Genomic DNA, 16588 nt, shown 5'->3' on the forward strand with positions numbered 1-16588 from the left:
AGTTGCCTGCGCGTCACACCCAGCAGTTCTACCGGGTTCCGCCCCGGAACGGGGCAGAACCCGGAAGATTGATCACAACCTCACACAGGCCCTAGAGCCGGACCTGCTGAAGGCCATGGACGACATCCTCGCCCCGGTCGCGGAGACCGACCCCGCCCGGACGGCGCAGAACGCCCCGAAGGAGCGCCCCTGAGCCCTCGGACCCCAAGCCGGTCGGCCGGCTGACCGCGCGCCGGGCGGCCGGGCGACGGAGAAAATTTCTCGGCGGCGCCGTCACATCCGCGGGCCGGCATCCGTCAGAGCGGTGCAAGCCCAGGGAAGCCAGCCGAAAGGAACCCGCCGTGAACACCACTGCCACCGAGACCGCCGCCGCCACCTCCCGGATGTCCGACCCCGTGGAGCTCGTCCCGGAGCTGAAGGAGCTGGGCGGCTGGCTCTACCGCGCCACCGGCAACCGCTCGGTGCCGCGCACCACGATCGGCCTCGTCCAGCTGCGCGCCGGCCAGCTCGTCGGCAGCACCTACCTGGTCGTGATGCACGCGGGCCTGCTGCGCAAGGCGGGGGAGAGCGAGGAGCGCATCACCGCCGTGGCCACCTGGCAGGACGCCCCGTACTTCACCGCCGCCGAGCGCGCCGCCCTGGCCCTGGTCGAGGCGGTGCTCACGCCGAACCCGTCCGGCGAGCGGGTCTCGGACGAGCTGTACGCCGAGGCCGCCCGCCACTACGAGCCGAAGGCGCTCGCGACCCTCACCCTCGCGATCGGACAGGTGAACTTCTTCGTCCCGCTCGCCCTGATCGGCAAGCCCGTACCCGGGGTCGCGCCCTCCGAGCAGTGGACCTGACGGACCGTCCGGCCGCCCGCCGGCAACCGGGCGGGCGGGCGGGCCGGACCGCGGCGCCGTGCCCGCCGGCCGGTCAGGCCTGCTGCTCGCCGATGTTGACGAGCCAGGTGATGCCGAAGCGGTCGGTGCACATGCCGAACACGTCGCCCCACATCTGCTTCTCCAGCGGGACGGCCACCGTGCCGCCGGCGGAGAGCTCGTCCCAGTAGCGGCGCAGCTCGGCGTCGTCGTCGCCGCTCACGCTCACCGAGATGTTGTTGCCCGGCCGGTGCTCCTGCCCGGGCGGGTTGTCCGCCCCCATGAGGGTGAAGCCGCTCGGGGTCTCCAGCATGCCGTGCATGATCTTCTCGGCGGCGTCCCCGGCCTGCTCCGGGCCGTACTGGCCGTAGGTGTTCAGTGCCAGCGTGCCGCCGAACACCGCCCGGTAGAACTCCATCGCCTGGCGGGCGTCTCCGTCGAAGCTGATGTACGGGTTGAGCCGGGATGCCATGTCGGGTCCTCTCCTGACGACGCGTCGGACCTGCCGCAGCCTAATGCTCTGCCACGCAGCCCCTGACCTGTTGTGACGTGACGCGCCGACCGGGTACCGCGTGGGGCGGCGCGTGTACGCGGAACCGCGCGGGTGACGGAGCGCGTACGCGTCCGTGACGTCGGTGTCGAAGGCCCGCAACCGTAAAATTCGGGCAGCGGTGTCGGAACGGGGTGGAGGCGTTCGTAGTAGGGGTGAGCGGTCGCCCGCGAGGGGCGTTCGCGAAGCGCAGGAGATGATGCGAGATGCAGTATCTGGTTTCCGTGATCGCCGACACGTCCGACCTCGCCACCCCGGACGAGGACGCTGCGATCGACGTGTTCAACGACCGGCTCCAGGCCGAGGGCCACTGGGTCTTCGCCGGCGGCCTCGGTGGGCCCGACACGGCGACGGTGATCGACAACCGCGGTGCGGAGGCGCTGCTCACCGACGGGCCCTTCGTGGAGTCGAAGGAGTTCATCATCGGCTTCTGGATCATCGAGGCTCCCGACCTCGACGTGGCGCTCAAGCTGGCGGCCGAGGGGTCGAAGGCCTGCAACCGGAAGACCGAGGTGCGGCCGTTCCTGTGAGCGTGACCGACGTCCGGGAGGCGATCACCCGGGCCCACCGCGAGGAGTGGGCGCGGGTGGTCGCCGCCCTGACCGGACGTTTCGGTGACCTCGACATCGCCGAGGAGGCGGCCGCCGAGGCGTTCGCGACCGCCGTCGAGCGGTGGCCGGCCGACGGCGTCCCGCCCAACCCGGGCGCCTGGCTGACCACCACCGCCAACCGCAAGGCCATCGACCGGCTCCGGCGCGAGAACAAGCGCGGCGACAAGCAGAAGGAGGCTCAGCTGATGTACGACGACGCCCACCGCCCGAGCCTCTCGGCGCCATCGACGACGAGCGGCTCCGGCTGATCTTCACCTGCTGTCACCCGGCGCTGGCGATGGAGGCCCGGGTGGCGCTGACGCTGCGCATGGTCGGCGGTCTGACCGTGACCGAGATCGCCCGTGCCTTCCTGGTGCAGGAGACCGCCATGGGCCGGCGGATCACCCGCGCGAAGGCCAAGATCAAGGCGGCTCGCATCCCCTATCGGCTGCCGACCGCGCAGGATCTCCCGGCACGCGTGTCCGGCGTACTGGCCGTGCTCTACCTCGTCTTCAACGAGGGCTACCTGGCGACCGGCCCCGACACCGATCCCGTACGTCACGACCTCACCGCCGAGGCGATCCGGCTCACCCGCCTCGTCCGGGCCCTCGTGCCGACCGACGGCGAGGCGGCCGGGCTGCTGGCGCTGATGCTCCTCATCGAGGCCCGCCGTACCGCCCGGGTCTCGCCGAGCGGCGAACTGATCGCCCTCGACGAGCAGGACCGTGGGGCCTGGGACGCGGCGCTGATCGCCGAGGGCCACCGGCTGGTCCGCGAGCGCCTGGCCGCCGGTGCGGCTCCGGGCCGCTACCAGATCCTCGCGGCGATCAATGCCGTGCACACCTCCGCCCGCGACGTGCGCGACACCGACTGGTGGCAGGTCGTCGCCCTCTACGACCAGCTCGTCCGCCTCGACCCCTCGCCGATCATCGCGCTCAACCGGGCCGTCGCGGTCGCCGAGCTCGACGGCCCGGAGGTGGCGCTGGCGGCCGTCGACCGACTCGAGGACAGGCTGGCGGGCTACCACGCCTACCACGCGACACGCGCCGACCTGCTGCGCCGGCTGGGCCGCAGTCAGACGTCGCGTGAGGCCTACGACAGAGCCATCGATCTGGCGGGCAACACCGCCGAGATCGCCTACCTGACGCGCCGCCGCGACCAGCTGGGGTAGCACACGCGGTACCGGGTCGGTGCGTCGCGTCGCACCACGTGGGCCCGGCGGCTACGGGGTGACGGTCCGGCCGTTGAGCTGCGCGAAGGACGTGGCGACCAGCTCGCGCAGGACGTCCTCGTCGACGTCGGCGAGCCGCTTCAGGTAGAGGCAGCCCTTGCCGGTGGTGTGCGGGCCGAGCCGGGCCAGCAGTCCGGCGTACGGCTCGAAGCCCTCGGCGACGTACAGCACCAGGGCCTGCCTGCGCGGCGCCAGCGCGATCGGCGGCCAGTCGCCCGAGCGGCCGCTCGCGTAGCGGTACCGGTAGACCCCGAACCCCACCATCGAGGTGCCCCACATCTCCGGCGGCGCACCGGTCGCCCCGGCCACCAGGGCGCACAGCGCCAGCGCGTCGGCCCGGCGCCGCTCGTCGCCGACACCCGCGAGGAACTCCTCGGGGTCGGCGCCGGTCCGCGAGGTCTTCGGTTCGGCCATCGCACTCACCCGCCCCACTCGTGCCCGCTGCCCACCCCACCAGGATGCCCGCGGTTCACTCCTCGGACCGCTCGGTGACCGCGGCGTCCGTGCGATCGCCGAGGAACTCGTACCAGCGCCGCTGCAGGCACACGTACCGGGTGTCCGCCTCCACCAGCCGGAGGAACGAGCCGACGGTCTCCGCCAGCCTGGCCCGGAGCCCCGGGTCGGCCAGATCCCCGTCGTCGGTGAAGGCCTGGTGCGCCCGCGCGAGGCTGAACATGTCCGGGTAGACCCGGGTGCCCAGGTGTTCGAGCGGCACCCGCAGCGCCCACAGCCCGCGGTTGCCGCCCACCATCGACGGCGAGGCGGAGACCAGCAGGGCGTGCTTGACCTTGAACGGCTGCGGCCGCACCCGGGAGACCCAGTCCACCGCGTTCTTCAGCGCACCGGGCACCGAGGCGTTGTACTCCGGGGCGGAGATGACGAAGGCGTCGCAGGCGGCGATCCGCTCGCGCAGCGCCAACGCCCCCGGCGGGAGCCCGCCGGCGGACTCGACGTCCCCGTCGTAGAGCGGCATCGGGAAGTCCCGCAGGCCCGCCGGATCGGCCCTCGCGCCCGCCTCGTCCACCAGCCGGGCGACCAGCGCGGCCAGCCGCCCGTTGAGCGAGTCGGCGCGCAGCGACGCGCCGAGGACGAACACCCGCACCGGGCCCGGTGATCCGTCCGCCGTCATTCCGCCTCCCGAGGCCCCGCCGGATGCTTCGGCGCCCATCCTGCCCGGCGGCCGCCGCCGCGCCGGGGAACCGCGGCCCGCCGCGGGGGTGTGTCGCTGCGCAGGCGGCGCCAGACCGGTGCAGCACAATGACGGCACATCGGCCGACGGGCTCTGCGGAGGTGGCACCGGGTGGCGGACTTCCCGACCGAGGGCATGGAGCTGACCCGGCTGCTCGTCGTCTCCGACCTCGCCCGCTCGCGCGCCTGGTACGAGGACGTGCTCGGCGCCGAGGTCGAGCGCGCGTACGAGGGGGCGTGCGTGCTGCGGCTGCTCGGCGCGTGGCTGCTCCTGGTGACCGCCGGCGGGCCGACCCCGGACAAGCCCACCGTCGCGTTCGAGCCGCCCGGCGACCCGGACCGGGTCAGCGCGGAGACGATCTTCCGGGTGCCGGACTGCCGCGGCGCCTACCGGACCCTGCGGGAGCGCGGCGCGAGCTTCCTCGCCCCGCCGCTCGACCGCGGCCGCGAGATCCGGGCCTTCTTCCGCGACCCCGACGGCCACCTGTTCGAGATCAGCGAGCTGACCCGCTGAGCCGGGCGGCCCCGCGGCCGCCGTAGGCTGGGGCGCATGGCCCTGGTCGAAGTCGTGCAGCTCCTGGTGTCGCCGGCCACCGGTACACCGGCCGCCCGTCCGACGGTCCGTCCGCGGCCCACCCCGGCGAGCTGGTGCGCACCGCCGAGGTCCGGCACGGGCTGGGGCTGGTCGGCGACCGCTACTACGCCCGACCCGCCCACCGCGACGCCTCGGTGACCCTGATGGCCGCCGAGAACCTCCCGCTCGACATCGACCCGGAGACCGACCTCCGCCACACCCGTCGCAATGTGCTGCTCCGCGGCGTCGACATCGACGCACACCTCGGCCGGACGATCTCCCTGGACTGCGGCAGCGGGCCCGTCCTGCTGGCGGTGCGCCGCGCCGCACGGCCCTGCGGATGGATGGACGCCGTCATCGGCCCCGGCGCCCAGCGCGCCCTGCGTGGCCGCGGCGGCGTCCGCTGCACACCCCTGAGCGACGGCGTACTCGCCGTCGGGCCCGCGGAGTTCACCGTCCTCCCCGACTGAGGCACGCACAGGGCGCTCGGGCGCTCCAGCACTGACGTGACCACCGCGGGTGTCCTTCACGACCACCCTCGGCGTGCGGTCAGAGGTCGACCACGGTGCCGAGGCCCCGGGTGCGGGCCAGGCGGTAGGCCGCGGAGGCGGCGGCGACGTCCAGGGCGGCGTGGCCGGTGGACTTGAAGACCGTCAGCTCGTCGGGGGAGCGGCGGCCGGGCCGGGAGCCGTCCAGGACCGAGCCGATGAGCGTCAGGCGCTCGGCGGGGACGCCCTGCAGTTCGTGCGCACCGGCCGGCGGGGCCGAGCCGGCGCCGGACCATTCGACGAACAGTGAGCCGTCGCGGACGGTCGCGGCGTCCAGCTCCGGTCCGCGGGATCCGCCCACCGAACCGACGTGGGCGCCGGGTGCCAGACGGTCCCGGTCGAGGACGGGCTCCGCGGCGTCGGTGCAGCAGAACACCACATCGGCGCCGGCCAGCGCGCCCGCGACGGTCTCGGCCGCGGCGCGCGGATGCACGGCAGCCGCCCGGCGGGTCCGTTCGGCGTCCCGGCCGCCGACCACCACCTGCGTCCCGGGGCCGAGCCCGGTCAGTAGGGCGAGCTGGGCGCGCGCCTGGGTGCCGGTGCCGATGACGGCCACCCGGCGCGGTTCGGGCGCGGCCAGCGCGCGCATCGCCACCGTGGCGCAGGCCGCCGTCCGGACGGCGGTCAGCGGCTCGGCGTCCATCAGGGCGAGCGGCCGACCGTCCTGCTCGTCGAAGAGGGCGACCACGCCGCGGTGGTGGCTGCGCCCGGCTGCGGCCGGGTCGGCGAAGACCGAGACGAGTTTGGCCGCCAGCCCCAGCCCGGGCACATGGCCGGGCATGGCGCCGAGCAGCCCGGCGGGGGCCCGGGCGGCGATCCGCGGTGGGGCGGACACCTCGCCGCGGGCGATCGCGACGAGTGCCCGGGCTACGGCACCGGTCACCTCCGCCGGGTCCAGGGCGGCCCGGGTCTGCGCCCGGTCGAGCACCAGGACGCCGCTCACGCCTCGCCGCCGTCCGCGGTCCGCGCGGCGGACCGGCCCGCCAGCACGTCCTCCAGGCTGCCGGCGGCGGCCAGTAGCGCCGCGGTCAGCCCCTCCAGCGCGGGCTCGTCGAACTCGGCGTCCAGCCCGACCACCGTCAGCGCGCAGACCGGGGTGCCGTCGGCGGCGCGCACCGCCCGGCTGATCGACGCGACGGGCTTCTCGTTGCGGCCGCGCTCCAGTGCGACCCCGGTCCGCTCGACCCGGGCGAGGTCGGCGAGCAGGCCGTCCTCGCCGGTGAGCGGATGGCCCGCCTCCTCGGCCGGACGCAGATAGGGCGCCCGCGCCTCCTCGGGCAGTGCCGCCACCAGCGCCAGCGGTCCGGCGAACCGGTGCACCGGCAGCGCCTCGCCGCTCAGGTGGGAGATCACGGCCAGCCGCTCGGGCCGCACCACGTCCACCACCCGGGCCCGGTCGCCCTCCAGCACCTGGAGGTTCACCATCATGCCGGTGGTCCGCGACAGGTCCTCCAGCACCGGGCGGGCGAGTGCCGTGAGCGAGTTCCGCAGGGCCGCCGCCGAGACCTGCAGCGCGGCCGCACCGGGCAGGTAGGTGTCGCCGACCCGCAGCACCCAGCCCCGGCGCACCAGGTCCAGCAGGATCCGGTAGGCCGTCGCCCGGTGCAGGTCGACCGACCGCGCGAGGTCCGAGAGCCGGGCCGGCCGCTCGGCGCGGGCGACCGCCTCGACCAGGTCGAGGGCCTTGTCGACCGCGGAACGGGGAGGATCCCCTGCCATCCGTGCTCTCCCGACTCCGGGTGCCGCTGCGCTACAGTGACACGAACTGTTTTGCCAGACGATACACATGTTGCGCCGTGCGTAACAAGATCCATCGGAGAGGTGACGGATGCCGGACGACGACCACGGCGCACCCACCCCGTACGCACCACCCGCTCCCGGTGCCGTCACCGTCTACCGCGGGGCCACCCTCTTCGACGGCACGGACCGCCCGCCCCGCCCCGGCACCGCGATCGTGGTCGACGGCGAGCGCATCCGGCACGTCGTCCCCGAGGCCGACCTTCCCGCCCTCCTCCCGGACGGCGCCGAGACCGTCGACCTCGACGGACGGTTCGTCACCCCCGGCCTGATCGACTCCCACCAGCACCTCGCCACCCCGCCCGACCGGCCCAGGGCCGAGGCCGTGCTCCGCCGCCTCGTGCACAGCGGCGTCACCGCGATCCGCGACATGGCCGACGACGTCCGCCAGGTCGGCGACCTCGCCCGCGCCACCCTGGTCGGCGAGATCCCCGGACCGGACATCCACTACGCCGCCCTGATGGCGGGCCCCGGCTTCTTCGAGGACATCCGCACCCACCAGGTCACCCGCGGCGCCTCCGCCGGGCAGGTCCCCTGGATGCAGGCCGTCACCCCCGGCACCGACCTGCGCATCGCGGTCGCCCTGGCCCGCGGCACCCACGCCTCGGCGATCAAGGTCTACGCCGACTTCGACGCCGCCACCGTCGCCGCGATCACCGCCGAGGCCCACCGCCAGGGCATCCCCGTCTGGGCGCACGCCGCGGTGTTCCCCGCCACACCCCGCGAGGTGGTCGAGGCCGGCGTCGACGCCGTCTCCCACGTCACCCTGCTCGCCCACCAGGGCGCCCCACGGCCCCTGACGACCTATCGCGACAAGCCGCCCGTCGACCACGCCCGCTTCGCCGCCGGCGACGACCCCGAACTCGCCGGGCTCTTCGCCCTGATGCGCCGCGCCGGCACCGTCCTCGACGCCACGGCCGCCCTCTGGGCCAGCGGCGAGATGACCGGCAGCGGCGACCCCGAGGCCGCCGAAAGCGCCCGCCGGACCAGCGACCTCGCCGCCGTCCTCACCGCCCAGGCCCACCGCGCGGGCGTCGCCCTCGCCACCGGCACCGACTACGAGACCCCACTGGACGACCCCTTCCCCGCCCTGTTCGAGGAACTCGCCTTCCTCGTCCACCGCTGCGGACTCACCCCCGAAGCGGCCCTGCGCTCCGCCACCGCCGTCGGCGCCCGCAGCGCCGGCGCCCACGACCTGCGCGGCACCGTCGAACCAGGCAGGCTCGCCGACCTCGCCGTCTTCGACGAGGACCCGCTCCGGGACATCAAGCACCTGCGCACCGTCCACCTGACCGTCAAGCGCGGCCGCCGCCACGCCCGCGCCGACTTCGAGGCAGGCCGATGACCGACCCCCGCCACCCCCTGATCGTCAACGCGCTCGGACAGCTCGACAACCCCAACGCGCCGCAGTCCGCCGAGGCGGCCGCCGAGCTCAACCCCTCCAGCGACCGACTCACCGTCGACGCCCGCGCCCTGGCCGACGCGCACGCCTCCGGCCTGACCGCCGTCAACATCACCCTCGGCTACACCATGGGCGACCTCCCGCCCTACGAGCACACCCTGGAGGAGCTCGACACCTGGGACGCGATCATCCGGGCCGACAGCGCCGACCTGCTGCACGTCCGCACCGCCGCCGACATCCACCGTGCCGCCCGCGAACAGAAGATCGGCATCGTCTACGGCTTCCAGAACGCCGTCGCCGTCGGCGACGACCCGGGCCGCGTCAAGACCTTCGCCGACCGCGGCGTCCGCGTCGTCCAACTCACCTACAACCAGGCCAACCGGCTCGGCGACGGCTCGATGGCACCCGGCAACCGCGGCCTCACCCCGCTCGGCCACCGGATCGTCGAGGCACTCAACGACAGCCGCCTCATGGTCGACCTCTCGCACAGTGGCGAACGGACCTGCCTGGACGCCGCCCGCGCCTCCCGGCAGCCCGTCTCGATCAACCACACCGGCTGCCGGGCCCTGGTCGACCTGCCGCGCAACAAGACCGACGAGGAACTCCGCCTGGTCGCCGACCGCGGCGGCTTCGTCGGCATCTACTTCATGCCCTTCCTCAACCCCACCGGCCACGCCACCGCCGCCGACGTCGTCGAGCACATCCACCACGCCGTCACCATCTGCGGCGAGGACGCCGTCGGCATCGGCACCGACGGCACCGTCACCCCGATCGACGACCTCGACGCCTACCGGGCCACCCTCGCCCACCACGTCGAACTGCGCCGTGCCAGCGGCGTCGGCGCCGCCGGCGAACGCGCCGACACCCTGCCCTTCGTCGAGGACCTGCGCGGCGTCGACCAGTTCCGCGACCTCGCCCGGCTGCTCGAACAGCGCGGCTACCGCTCCGAGCGGATCGAGAAGATCCTCGGCGGCAACTTCACCGCCTACGCCGAACGCATCTGTGGCCCGGCCGCCTGACCCGCCCGACAGGCGCCGGACACCCGACAGGCCCCGGACACCCGACAGGCCCCGGGCACCCGGGAGGCCGGAGACCGCGCATGCCGCGGCGCCAACCGGGCGCACCGGGGCACGTCGGACATACTGCCTGCTGTGGACCCCCGACCCGACCGACCCGTGGAGGCCGGCGCCCCGCAGGCCGGCGACAACGCCGAGAGCACGCTCACCGTGGTCGTCGCCGGGCTGTGCAACCTCGGCATCGCCGTTGCCAAGGCCGTCGCGGGCGTGGTCAGCGGCTCCGGCGCGATGCTCGCCGAGGCCGCGCACTCCTTCGCCGACACCGTCACCGAGGTCCTGCTCTTCCTCAGCCTCAAACGCAGCACCCGGCCCGCAGACGACGCCCACCCCTTCGGATACGGCCGGGAACGGTACGTCTGGGCGCTGCTCGCCTCCTTCGCCACCTTCATCGGCGGCGCCGTCTTCTCCGTCACCGACGGGGTGCGGACCCTGCTGCACGGCGAGGAACTCGGCAGCCCGCTCGTCTCCTACCTGGTACTCGCCGTCGCCTTCGTCCTCGAGTCCGTCTCGCTCTCCCGGACGGTCCGCCAGGTCCGCGCGGAGTCCGGCCGGCTCGGCGTCTCCGGCAGCCGCTACCTGCGGCGCACCCCCGACACCGCGGTCAAGGCCGTCTTCCTGGAGGACGTCGCCGCGCTGATCGGCCTCGTGCTGGCCTTCGGCGGGGTGCTCGGCACCGAACTGAGCGGCGACTCGGCCTGGGACGGCGCCGCCTCCCTGCTCATCGGCGCCCTGCTCGCCTGGGTGGCCGTCGTGCTCGCCCGCGCCAACGCCTCCCTGCTGATCGGCCAGGCCCTGCCGCAGAGCGCCGAGGACCGGATCGCCGCCACCCTGCGTGCGCAGCCCACCGTCCGGCAGGTGGTCGACCTCGTCACCCTGGTCAGCGGACCGCAGGACGTCCTGGTCGCCGCCAAGGTCGCCTTCGAGGAACCCGCCACCGCCCGCGACGTCGAACGCGCCTGCGAGGACGCCGAGAAGGCCATCCGCACCGCCCACCCCGCAGTCGCCCGCGTCTACCTCGACCCCACCCCGAGCCGCACCGGCCACGCACCCGAGCGGGAATGACAGCGCGGGCCCGGCCGTGGGGCCGGGCCCGCGCGGGCGGGTCGGGTGCCGGTCAGGCGACGGCCGTGGTGCGCCGCTCGGCCGCCGCCGGGTCGAGCGCGACCAGGGCCTGCAGGATCGCCTCGACGCTCTGCTTGGCGTCACCGAACAGCATGCTGCTGTTCTCCCGGAAGAACAGCGGGTTCTGCACACCCGCGTAACCCGACGCCATCGACCGCTTGAAGACCACCACGTGCCCGGCCTCCCACACCCGCAGCACGGGCATGCCCGCGATCGGGCTGGACGGGTCGTCCATCGCCGCCGGGTTCACGGTGTCGTTGGCGCCGATCACCAGGACCACCGAGGTGCCGGAGAGGTCGTCGTTGATCTCGTCCATCTCCAGCACGATGTCGTACGGCACCCGCGCCTCGGCCAGCAGCACGTTCATGTGCCCCGGCAGTCGGCCCGCCACCGGGTGCACCCCGAACCGGACCTCCACACCGCGCTCGCGCAGCACCCGGGTCAGCTCCGCGACCGGGTGCTGCGCCTGGGCCACGGCCATGCCGTAGCCCGGCGTGATCACCACCGAGTCGGCGTCGGCCAGCAGCTGGGCGGTCTCCTGCGCACTGCTCTCGCGGTGCTCGCCCTGCTCCGCGTCCTGCGCGGCCGGCGCCTCGATGCCGAAGCCGCCCGCGATGACGGAGATGAACGACCGGTTCATCGCCTTGCACATGATGTACGACAGGTACGCACCGGAGGAGCCCACCAGCGCACCCGTGACGATGAGCAGGTTGTTGTTCAGCAGGAACCCCGCCGCCGCTGCCGCCCAGCCCGAGTAGCTGTTCAGCATCGAGACCACGACCGGCATGTCGCCGCCGCCGATCGAGGCGACCAGGTGCCAGCCCAGCGCCAGCGCCAGCACCGTCACCGCGATCATCAGGCCGAGCCCGGGAGTGACGGTGAACCACACCGTCAGCGCCGCGAACGCCACCAGCGCGGCGACGTTGAGCCCGTTGCGGCCCGGCAGCATCAGCGGGCTCGACTTGATCCGCGCCGACAGCTTCAGGTACGCCACGATCGAGCCGGTGAAGGTGACCGCGCCGATGAAGATGCCGATGAACACCTCGGCGTGGTGGATCCGCAGCAGGTCCGACCCGACCAGGGCCTGCGCCGCGCCGTGCCGCTCCACCTCCAGGTAGCTGTTCCAGCCCACCAGCACCGCGGCCAGGCCGACGAAGCTGTGCAGCACCGCGATCAGCTCGGGCATCTGCGTCATCTCGACCCGGCGCGCCCGCCACAGGCCGATCGCACCGCCCGCGGCCATCGTGACCACGATCAGCGAGACCGCGCCCGCCGAGATGTCGTGCGCCGCGACCACCACGGTGGCCACAAGTGCGAGCGCCATACCGGCGATGCCGTAGGCGACACCGGCCCGCGAGGTCCGGTGCTGGGAGAGCCCGGCGAGGCTGAGGATGAACAGGAGTGCGGCAACCAGGTCCGCGGCGTGGGCGGCCGTCGTGTACGTCATCGGTCATCGGCCCTTCGAGAACATGCCGAGCATGCGGCGGGTGACGGCGAATCCGCCGAAGATGTTGACACTGGTCAGCAGGATCGCCACCGCCGACAGCACGGTGACCGCCACGCTCTCGTGGCCGATCTGCAGCAGCGCGCCGATCACCACGATCCCGGAGATCGCGTTCGTCACGGACATCAGCGGCGTGTGCAGCGCGTGGTGCACCTTGCCGATCACGTAGTAGCCGATGACCACGGCCAGCGTGAACACCGTGAAGTTCTCGGCCAGCTGGGCCGGTGCGAAGGCGACCAGCAGGAACATCGCCAGCATGCCGAGCCCGAACAGCCCCAGCCGCGCCCGGCCGGACAGCCCGGACGGCTTCGGAGCCACCGGGGCCACCGGGGCGGCGGGCGCCGCCGCCGGCGCCGCGGACACCTGCACGGGCGGCGGCGGCCAGGTCAGCTCGCCGTCCCGGACGACCGTCACCGCACGCTGGACGACGTCCTCGAAGTCCAGCGTCAGCCGGCCGTCCTTGCCCGGGGTGAGCAGCTTCAGCAGGTTGACCAGGTTGGTGCCGAACAGCTGCGACGCCTGGGCCGGCAGCCGGGAGGCGAGGTCGGTGTAGCCGATCAGCGTCACGCCGTTGTCGGTGACCACCACCCGGCCGGCCACCGTGCCCTCGACGTTGCCGCCCTGCGCGGCGGCCATGTCGACCACGACACTGCCCGGCCGCATGGACGCCACGTCCTCGGCGGTGACCAGCCGCGGCGCCGGACGGCCCGGGATCAGCGCGGTGGTGATGATGATGTCCACGTCCGCGGCCTGCGCGCTGTACAGCGCGGCGGCCGCCCGGTCGTAGTCCGCCGAGGTGGCCTTGGCGTAGCCGTCGGTGCTGCGCTCCTGCTCGACGTCGACCGCGAGGAACTCGCCGCCGAGCGAGCGCACCTGGTCGGCCACCTCGGGCCGCGGATCGGTCGCCCGGACCACCGCGCCCAGGCTGCTCGCCGCGCCGATCGCCGCCAGGCCGGCCACACCGGCGCCGGCGACCAGCACCTTGGCCGGCGGGACCTTGCCGGCCGCGGTGACCTGCCCGGTGAAGAACCGGCCGAAGACGTGCGCGGCCTCGATCACCGCGCGGTAGCCGGCGATGTTCGCCATCGAGCTGAGCACGTCCATGGACTGCGCCCGGGAGATGCGCGGCACCGCGTCGAGCGCCAGTGCCGTCACCGGCCGCTGCGCCAGCAGGTCGAGCAGCTCCTTGTTCTGGCCGGGGCCGAGCAGGCCGGCCAGGGTGGCGCCGTCGCGCAGCCGGGCGACCTCCTCGGGGGAGGGCGCGTTGACCTTCAGCACGACGTCCGCGTGCCAGGCCTCGCCGATCTGGGCGCCCGCGTCGCGGTAGGCGTCGTCGGTGAACCCGGAGGCCGACCCGGCCCCGGATTCGACGACGACCTCGTAGCCCAGGGCCAGCAGCTGACGCACCGTGGCCGGTGTGGCCGCGACCCTGGTCTCGCCGGTGGCCGACTCCGCCACCACGCCGAGGCGCTGGGGTGGACGGTCGGCCGGTTCGTGAGCAGACATGACACCTGTCTCCCTTGTCGGAGGCGCAGCTGACGACGGCTTTTTCCGCGGTCGGCTGTTGCCAGGATTCTGCGGTCGGGGGGAGTCCGCACCCCTGGTCGCAGGAACGTACACCCCTGCCACAGGCCGTGACGACGAACGGTGGCAGATCCGCTCGGTGACCTTGCTCACTCGGCGTGTTCGTCCTCCCACGTCGCAGGCATGGTGACCGCCGGCGGGTGCCGCACATGGCACCGGCCCCGGCACGGGGTGCCGGGGCCGGTGTGCTGCCGGCCGCGCCGGAGCGGCGGCCGGGACGGCGTCAGGAGAGGTCGAAGCGGTCCAGGTTCATCACCTTGACCCAGGCCGCGACGAAGTCCTCGACGAACTTCTGCTTCGCGTCGTCGCTCGCGTAGACCTCGGCGAGCGCGCGCAGCTCCGAGTTCGAGCCGAACACCAGGTCGGCCCGGGTGCCGGTCCACTTGACCTCGCCGGTCGCGGCGTCGCGGCCCTCGAAGGTGTGGGCGTCCTCGGAGGTGGACTTCCAGGTCGTGCCCAGGTCGAGCAGGTTGACGAAGAAGTCGTTGGTGAGCGTGCCGGGGGTGGCGGTGAACACGCCGTGCGGCGAGTCCTGGTGGTTGGCGCCCAGCACGCGCAGGCCGCCGACCAGGGCCGTCATCTCCGGGGCGCTCAGCGTCAGCAGGTTCGCCCGGTCGAGCAGCAGGTACTCGGCCGGCAGCCGGGTGCCCTTGCCCTGGTAGTTGCGGAACCCGTCGGCGGCCGGCTCCAGGGCGGCGAACGACTCGGTGTCGGTCTGCGCCTGGGAGGCGTCCGCGCGGCCCGGCGCGAAGGAGACCGCGACGTCGAAGCCGGCCGACTTCGCGGCCTGCTCGACGGCCGCGGAGCCGGCGAGCACGATCAGGTCGGCGAGCGAGATCTGCGCGCCGCCGGTACGGGCGGCGTTGAAGGACTGCTGGATGCCCTCCAGGGTGCGCAGCACCGGCGCCAGGCCCTCCGGGTCGTTGGCCTCCCAGCTCCGCTGCGGCTCCAGGCGGATCCGGGCGCCGTTGGCGCCGCCGCGCTTGTCGCTGCCGCGGAAGGAGGACGCCGACGCCCAGGCGGTGGAGACCAGCTGGCCGACCGTCAGGCCGGAGGCGAGGACCTCGGACTTCAGGGCGGCGATCTCCGCGGCGCCGACCAGCGGGTGGGTCACCGGCGGCAGCGGGTCCTGCCAGAGCAGCACCTCGGACGGCACCTCCGGGCCGAGGTAGCGCACCACCGGGCCCATGTCGCGGTGGGTGAGCTTGTACCAGGCCCGGGCGAAGGCGTCGGCGAAGGCCTCCGGGTTCTCCAGGAAGCGGCGGGAGATCGGCTCGTACACCGGGTCGAGGCGCAGCGACAGGTCGGTGGTGAGCATGGTCGGGGCATGGGTCTTCGAGGGGTCGTGCGCATCGGGGACGGTGCCCGCGCCCGCGCCGTCCTTCGGCTTCCACTGGTGGGCGCCGGCCGGGCTCTTGGTGAGCTCCCACTCGTGGCCGAAGAGCGTCTCGAAGAAGCTGTTGTCCCAGGTGACCGGGGTGGCCGTCCAGGCGCCCTCGAGGCCGCTGGTGATCGCGTCGCCGCCCTTGCCGGTGCGGAAGGTGCTCTTCCAGCCGAGGCCCTGCTGCTCCAGCGGGGCGTCCTCGGGGTCGGCGCCGACGCTGTCCGCCGGGCCGGCGCCGTGGGTCTTGCCGAAGGTGTGGCCGCCGGCGATCAGGGCGACGGTCTCCTCGTCGTCCATCGCCATCCGGCGGAAGGTCTCGCGGATGTCGCGGGCGGCGGCGATCGGGTCCGGGTTGCCGTTGGGGCCCTCGGGGTTGACGTAGATCAGGCCCATCTGGACCGCGCCGAACGGGTTCTCCAGCTGGCGGTCGCCGGTGTAGCGCTCGTCGCCGAGCCAGGTCTGCTCGGGGCCCCAGTAGACGTCCTCCTCCGGCTCCCAGACGTCCTCGCGGCCGCCGCCGAAGCCGAAGGTGGTGAAGCCCATGTTTTCCAGGGCGACGTTGCCGGCGAGGATCATCAGGTCGGCCCAGGAGATCCTCTGGCCGTACTTCTTCTTGACCGGCCACAGCAGGCGGCGGGCCTTGTCGAGGTTGGCGTTGTCGGGCCAGCTGTTGAGCGGGGCGAAGCGCTGCTGGCCCGCGCCGGCGCCGCCGCGGCCGTCGCTGATCCGGTAGGTGCCGGCGCTGTGCCAGGCCATCCGGATCATGAACGGGCCGTAGTTGCCGTAGTCGGCCGGCCACCAGTCCTGTGAGGTGGTCAGCACCTCGGCGAGGTCCCGCTTCACGGCCGCGAGGTCCAGGCTCTCGAACGCGGCGGCGTAGTCGAAGGTCTCCCCGAGGGGATTGGCCACGGCCGGGTTCTTGGCGAGAATCCTCAGGTTGAGCTGGTCCGGCCACCACTGGCGGTTGCCGCCGCCCTGGGTCGGGTGCGGCGCACGACCGTGGGCGACCGGGCAGCCGCCGGCCCCCTCCGTCTTGGCGTCGGTGACGATTGCGTCAGGGTTCTCGGACATGTGAATCCTTCCGGGCTGGACGATCGGTTCCGAAGTCGTGCCGGCGGGAAGAAGCGAGCGCGCTCGGACCGGCGGACGTCCGTACCGGGAGTCGGTCCCGGACGGGA

The 16588-nt window shown here is 73.6% G+C and carries 15 protein-coding genes and 2 pseudogenes; 9 read left to right on the forward strand and 8 right to left on the reverse strand.

The genetic code is table 11. From position 1 onward, the window contains the following. Positions 1-193: pseudogene (locus AB0P35_RS27435) on the forward strand (hypothetical protein); the annotation flags it as partial. A gap of 190 nt (positions 194-383) precedes the next feature. After that, complete coding sequence (locus AB0P35_RS27440) at positions 384-842, forward strand: carboxymuconolactone decarboxylase family protein (RefSeq protein WP_363515867.1); 459 nt, start codon at positions 384-386, stop codon at positions 840-842. A gap of 73 nt (positions 843-915) precedes the next feature. Here AB0P35_RS27440 and AB0P35_RS27445 read toward each other — a convergent pair whose 3' ends face one another. Continuing rightward, on the reverse strand, positions 916-1332 hold the full coding sequence (locus AB0P35_RS27445) for a VOC family protein (protein WP_363515686.1): 417 nt from the start codon (positions 1330-1332) through the stop codon (positions 916-918). 284 nt (positions 1333-1616) lie between these two features. Between AB0P35_RS27445 and AB0P35_RS27450 the strand changes: the two genes are divergently transcribed. Beyond that, positions 1617-1940: a YciI family protein gene (locus tag AB0P35_RS27450; RefSeq protein ID WP_363515689.1), complete on the forward strand. Its 324-nt coding sequence runs from the start codon at positions 1617-1619 to the stop codon at positions 1938-1940. Then, positions 1937-3171 (forward strand): annotated as a pseudogene (locus tag AB0P35_RS27455) (DUF6596 domain-containing protein). The gene AB0P35_RS27450 and the pseudogene AB0P35_RS27455 overlap by 4 nt, the downstream one beginning before the upstream one ends. A 51-nt stretch (positions 3172-3222) precedes the next feature. Here the strand turns inward: AB0P35_RS27455 and AB0P35_RS27460 are convergent. Beyond that, a complete protein-coding gene (locus AB0P35_RS27460; RefSeq protein ID WP_363515692.1) occupies positions 3223-3645 on the reverse strand; it encodes a DUF1801 domain-containing protein in 423 nt (140 codons plus the stop codon). 55 nt (positions 3646-3700) lie between these two features. Further along, positions 3701-4360, reverse strand: a complete 660-nt coding sequence (locus tag AB0P35_RS27465; RefSeq protein ID WP_095878272.1) for an NAD(P)H-dependent oxidoreductase — start codon at positions 4358-4360, stop codon at positions 3701-3703. 171 nt (positions 4361-4531) lie between these two features. Here AB0P35_RS27465 and AB0P35_RS27470 point away from each other — a divergent pair, with 171 nt between their 5' ends. Both AB0P35_RS27470 and AB0P35_RS27475 read left to right on the forward strand, forming a co-directional pair. Then, positions 4532-4933, forward strand: coding sequence for a VOC family protein (locus AB0P35_RS27470; protein WP_218835880.1), 402 nt, complete (start codon positions 4532-4534; stop codon positions 4931-4933). A 134-nt stretch (positions 4934-5067) separates the two neighbouring features. Then, the gene (locus AB0P35_RS27475) at positions 5068-5463 is read left to right on the forward strand and encodes a molybdenum cofactor biosysynthesis protein (protein ID WP_363515697.1); all 396 of its coding nucleotides are present in this window, start codon (positions 5068-5070) and stop codon (positions 5461-5463) included. A 79-nt stretch (positions 5464-5542) separates the two neighbouring features. Here AB0P35_RS27475 and AB0P35_RS27480 read toward each other — a convergent pair whose 3' ends face one another. Next, positions 5543-6484, reverse strand: coding sequence for an NAD(P)-binding domain-containing protein (locus AB0P35_RS27480; RefSeq protein ID WP_363515700.1), 942 nt, complete (start codon positions 6482-6484; stop codon positions 5543-5545). Beyond that, positions 6481-7260, reverse strand: coding sequence for a helix-turn-helix domain-containing protein (locus tag AB0P35_RS27485; RefSeq protein ID WP_363515703.1), 780 nt, complete (start codon positions 7258-7260; stop codon positions 6481-6483). The genes AB0P35_RS27480 and AB0P35_RS27485 overlap by 4 nt, the downstream gene beginning before the upstream one ends. A gap of 109 nt (positions 7261-7369) precedes the next feature. On the opposite strand from AB0P35_RS27485, the gene AB0P35_RS27490 reads away from it, so the two are divergent. From AB0P35_RS27490 to AB0P35_RS27500, 3 genes are all read left to right on the forward strand, one after another. Next, complete coding sequence (locus AB0P35_RS27490; protein WP_363515706.1) at positions 7370-8683, forward strand: amidohydrolase family protein; 1314 nt, start codon at positions 7370-7372, stop codon at positions 8681-8683. After that, positions 8680-9759, forward strand: a complete 1080-nt coding sequence (locus tag AB0P35_RS27495) for a membrane dipeptidase (protein WP_363515709.1) — start codon at positions 8680-8682, stop codon at positions 9757-9759. Before AB0P35_RS27490 ends, AB0P35_RS27495 begins: the two co-directional genes overlap by 4 nt. A 132-nt stretch (positions 9760-9891) precedes the next feature. Beyond that, on the forward strand, positions 9892-10878 hold the full coding sequence (locus AB0P35_RS27500; protein ID WP_363515712.1) for a cation diffusion facilitator family transporter: 987 nt from the start codon (positions 9892-9894) through the stop codon (positions 10876-10878). 52 nt (positions 10879-10930) lie between these two features. Here the strand turns inward: AB0P35_RS27500 and pntB are convergent, their stop codons facing one another. The 3 genes from pntB to katG all read right to left on the reverse strand — a co-directional run bounded on the left by pntB (position 10931) and on the right by katG (position 16481). Next, the gene (pntB, locus tag AB0P35_RS27505) at positions 10931-12385 is read right to left on the reverse strand and encodes a Re/Si-specific NAD(P)(+) transhydrogenase subunit beta (protein ID WP_363515715.1); all 1455 of its coding nucleotides are present in this window, start codon (positions 12383-12385) and stop codon (positions 10931-10933) included. 3 nt (positions 12386-12388) lie between these two features. Continuing rightward, positions 12389-13948, reverse strand: a complete 1560-nt coding sequence (locus AB0P35_RS27510; RefSeq protein ID WP_363515718.1) for a Re/Si-specific NAD(P)(+) transhydrogenase subunit alpha — start codon at positions 13946-13948, stop codon at positions 12389-12391. 301 nt (positions 13949-14249) lie between these two features. Then, a complete protein-coding gene (gene katG / locus AB0P35_RS27515) occupies positions 14250-16481 on the reverse strand; it encodes a catalase/peroxidase HPI (protein WP_363515721.1) in 2232 nt (743 codons plus the stop codon). Positions 16482-16588 lie beyond the last annotated feature (107 nt).

Origin of the sequence: Kitasatospora sp. NPDC085879 (assembly GCF_040686255.1) — a bacterium.
Taxonomy (GTDB): domain Bacteria; phylum Actinomycetota; class Actinomycetes; order Streptomycetales; family Streptomycetaceae; genus Kitasatospora.

Coding starts and splice junctions, on each gene's coding strand:
- AB0P35_RS27440 (WP_363515867.1), top strand. CDS start 384: ATGTCCGACCCCGTGGAGCTCGTCCCGGAGCTGAAGGAGCTGGGCGGC.
- AB0P35_RS27445 (WP_363515686.1), bottom strand. CDS start 1,332: ATGGCATCCCGGCTCAACCCGTACATCAGCTTCGACGGAGACGCCCGC.
- AB0P35_RS27450 (WP_363515689.1), top strand. CDS start 1,617: ATGCAGTATCTGGTTTCCGTGATCGCCGACACGTCCGACCTCGCCACC.
- AB0P35_RS27460 (WP_363515692.1), bottom strand. CDS start 3,645: ATGGCCGAACCGAAGACCTCGCGGACCGGCGCCGACCCCGAGGAGTTC.
- AB0P35_RS27465 (WP_095878272.1), bottom strand. CDS start 4,360: ATGACGGCGGACGGATCACCGGGCCCGGTGCGGGTGTTCGTCCTCGGC.
- AB0P35_RS27485 (WP_363515703.1), bottom strand. CDS start 7,260: ATGGCAGGGGATCCTCCCCGTTCCGCGGTCGACAAGGCCCTCGACCTG.
- AB0P35_RS27490 (WP_363515706.1), top strand. CDS start 7,370: ATGCCGGACGACGACCACGGCGCACCCACCCCGTACGCACCACCCGCT.
- AB0P35_RS27495 (WP_363515709.1), top strand. CDS start 8,680: ATGACCGACCCCCGCCACCCCCTGATCGTCAACGCGCTCGGACAGCTC.
- pntB (WP_363515715.1), bottom strand. CDS start 12,385: ATGACGTACACGACGGCCGCCCACGCCGCGGACCTGGTTGCCGCACTC.
- AB0P35_RS27510 (WP_363515718.1), bottom strand. CDS start 13,948: ATGTCTGCTCACGAACCGGCCGACCGTCCACCCCAGCGCCTCGGCGTG.
- katG (WP_363515721.1), bottom strand. CDS start 16,481: ATGTCCGAGAACCCTGACGCAATCGTCACCGACGCCAAGACGGAGGGG.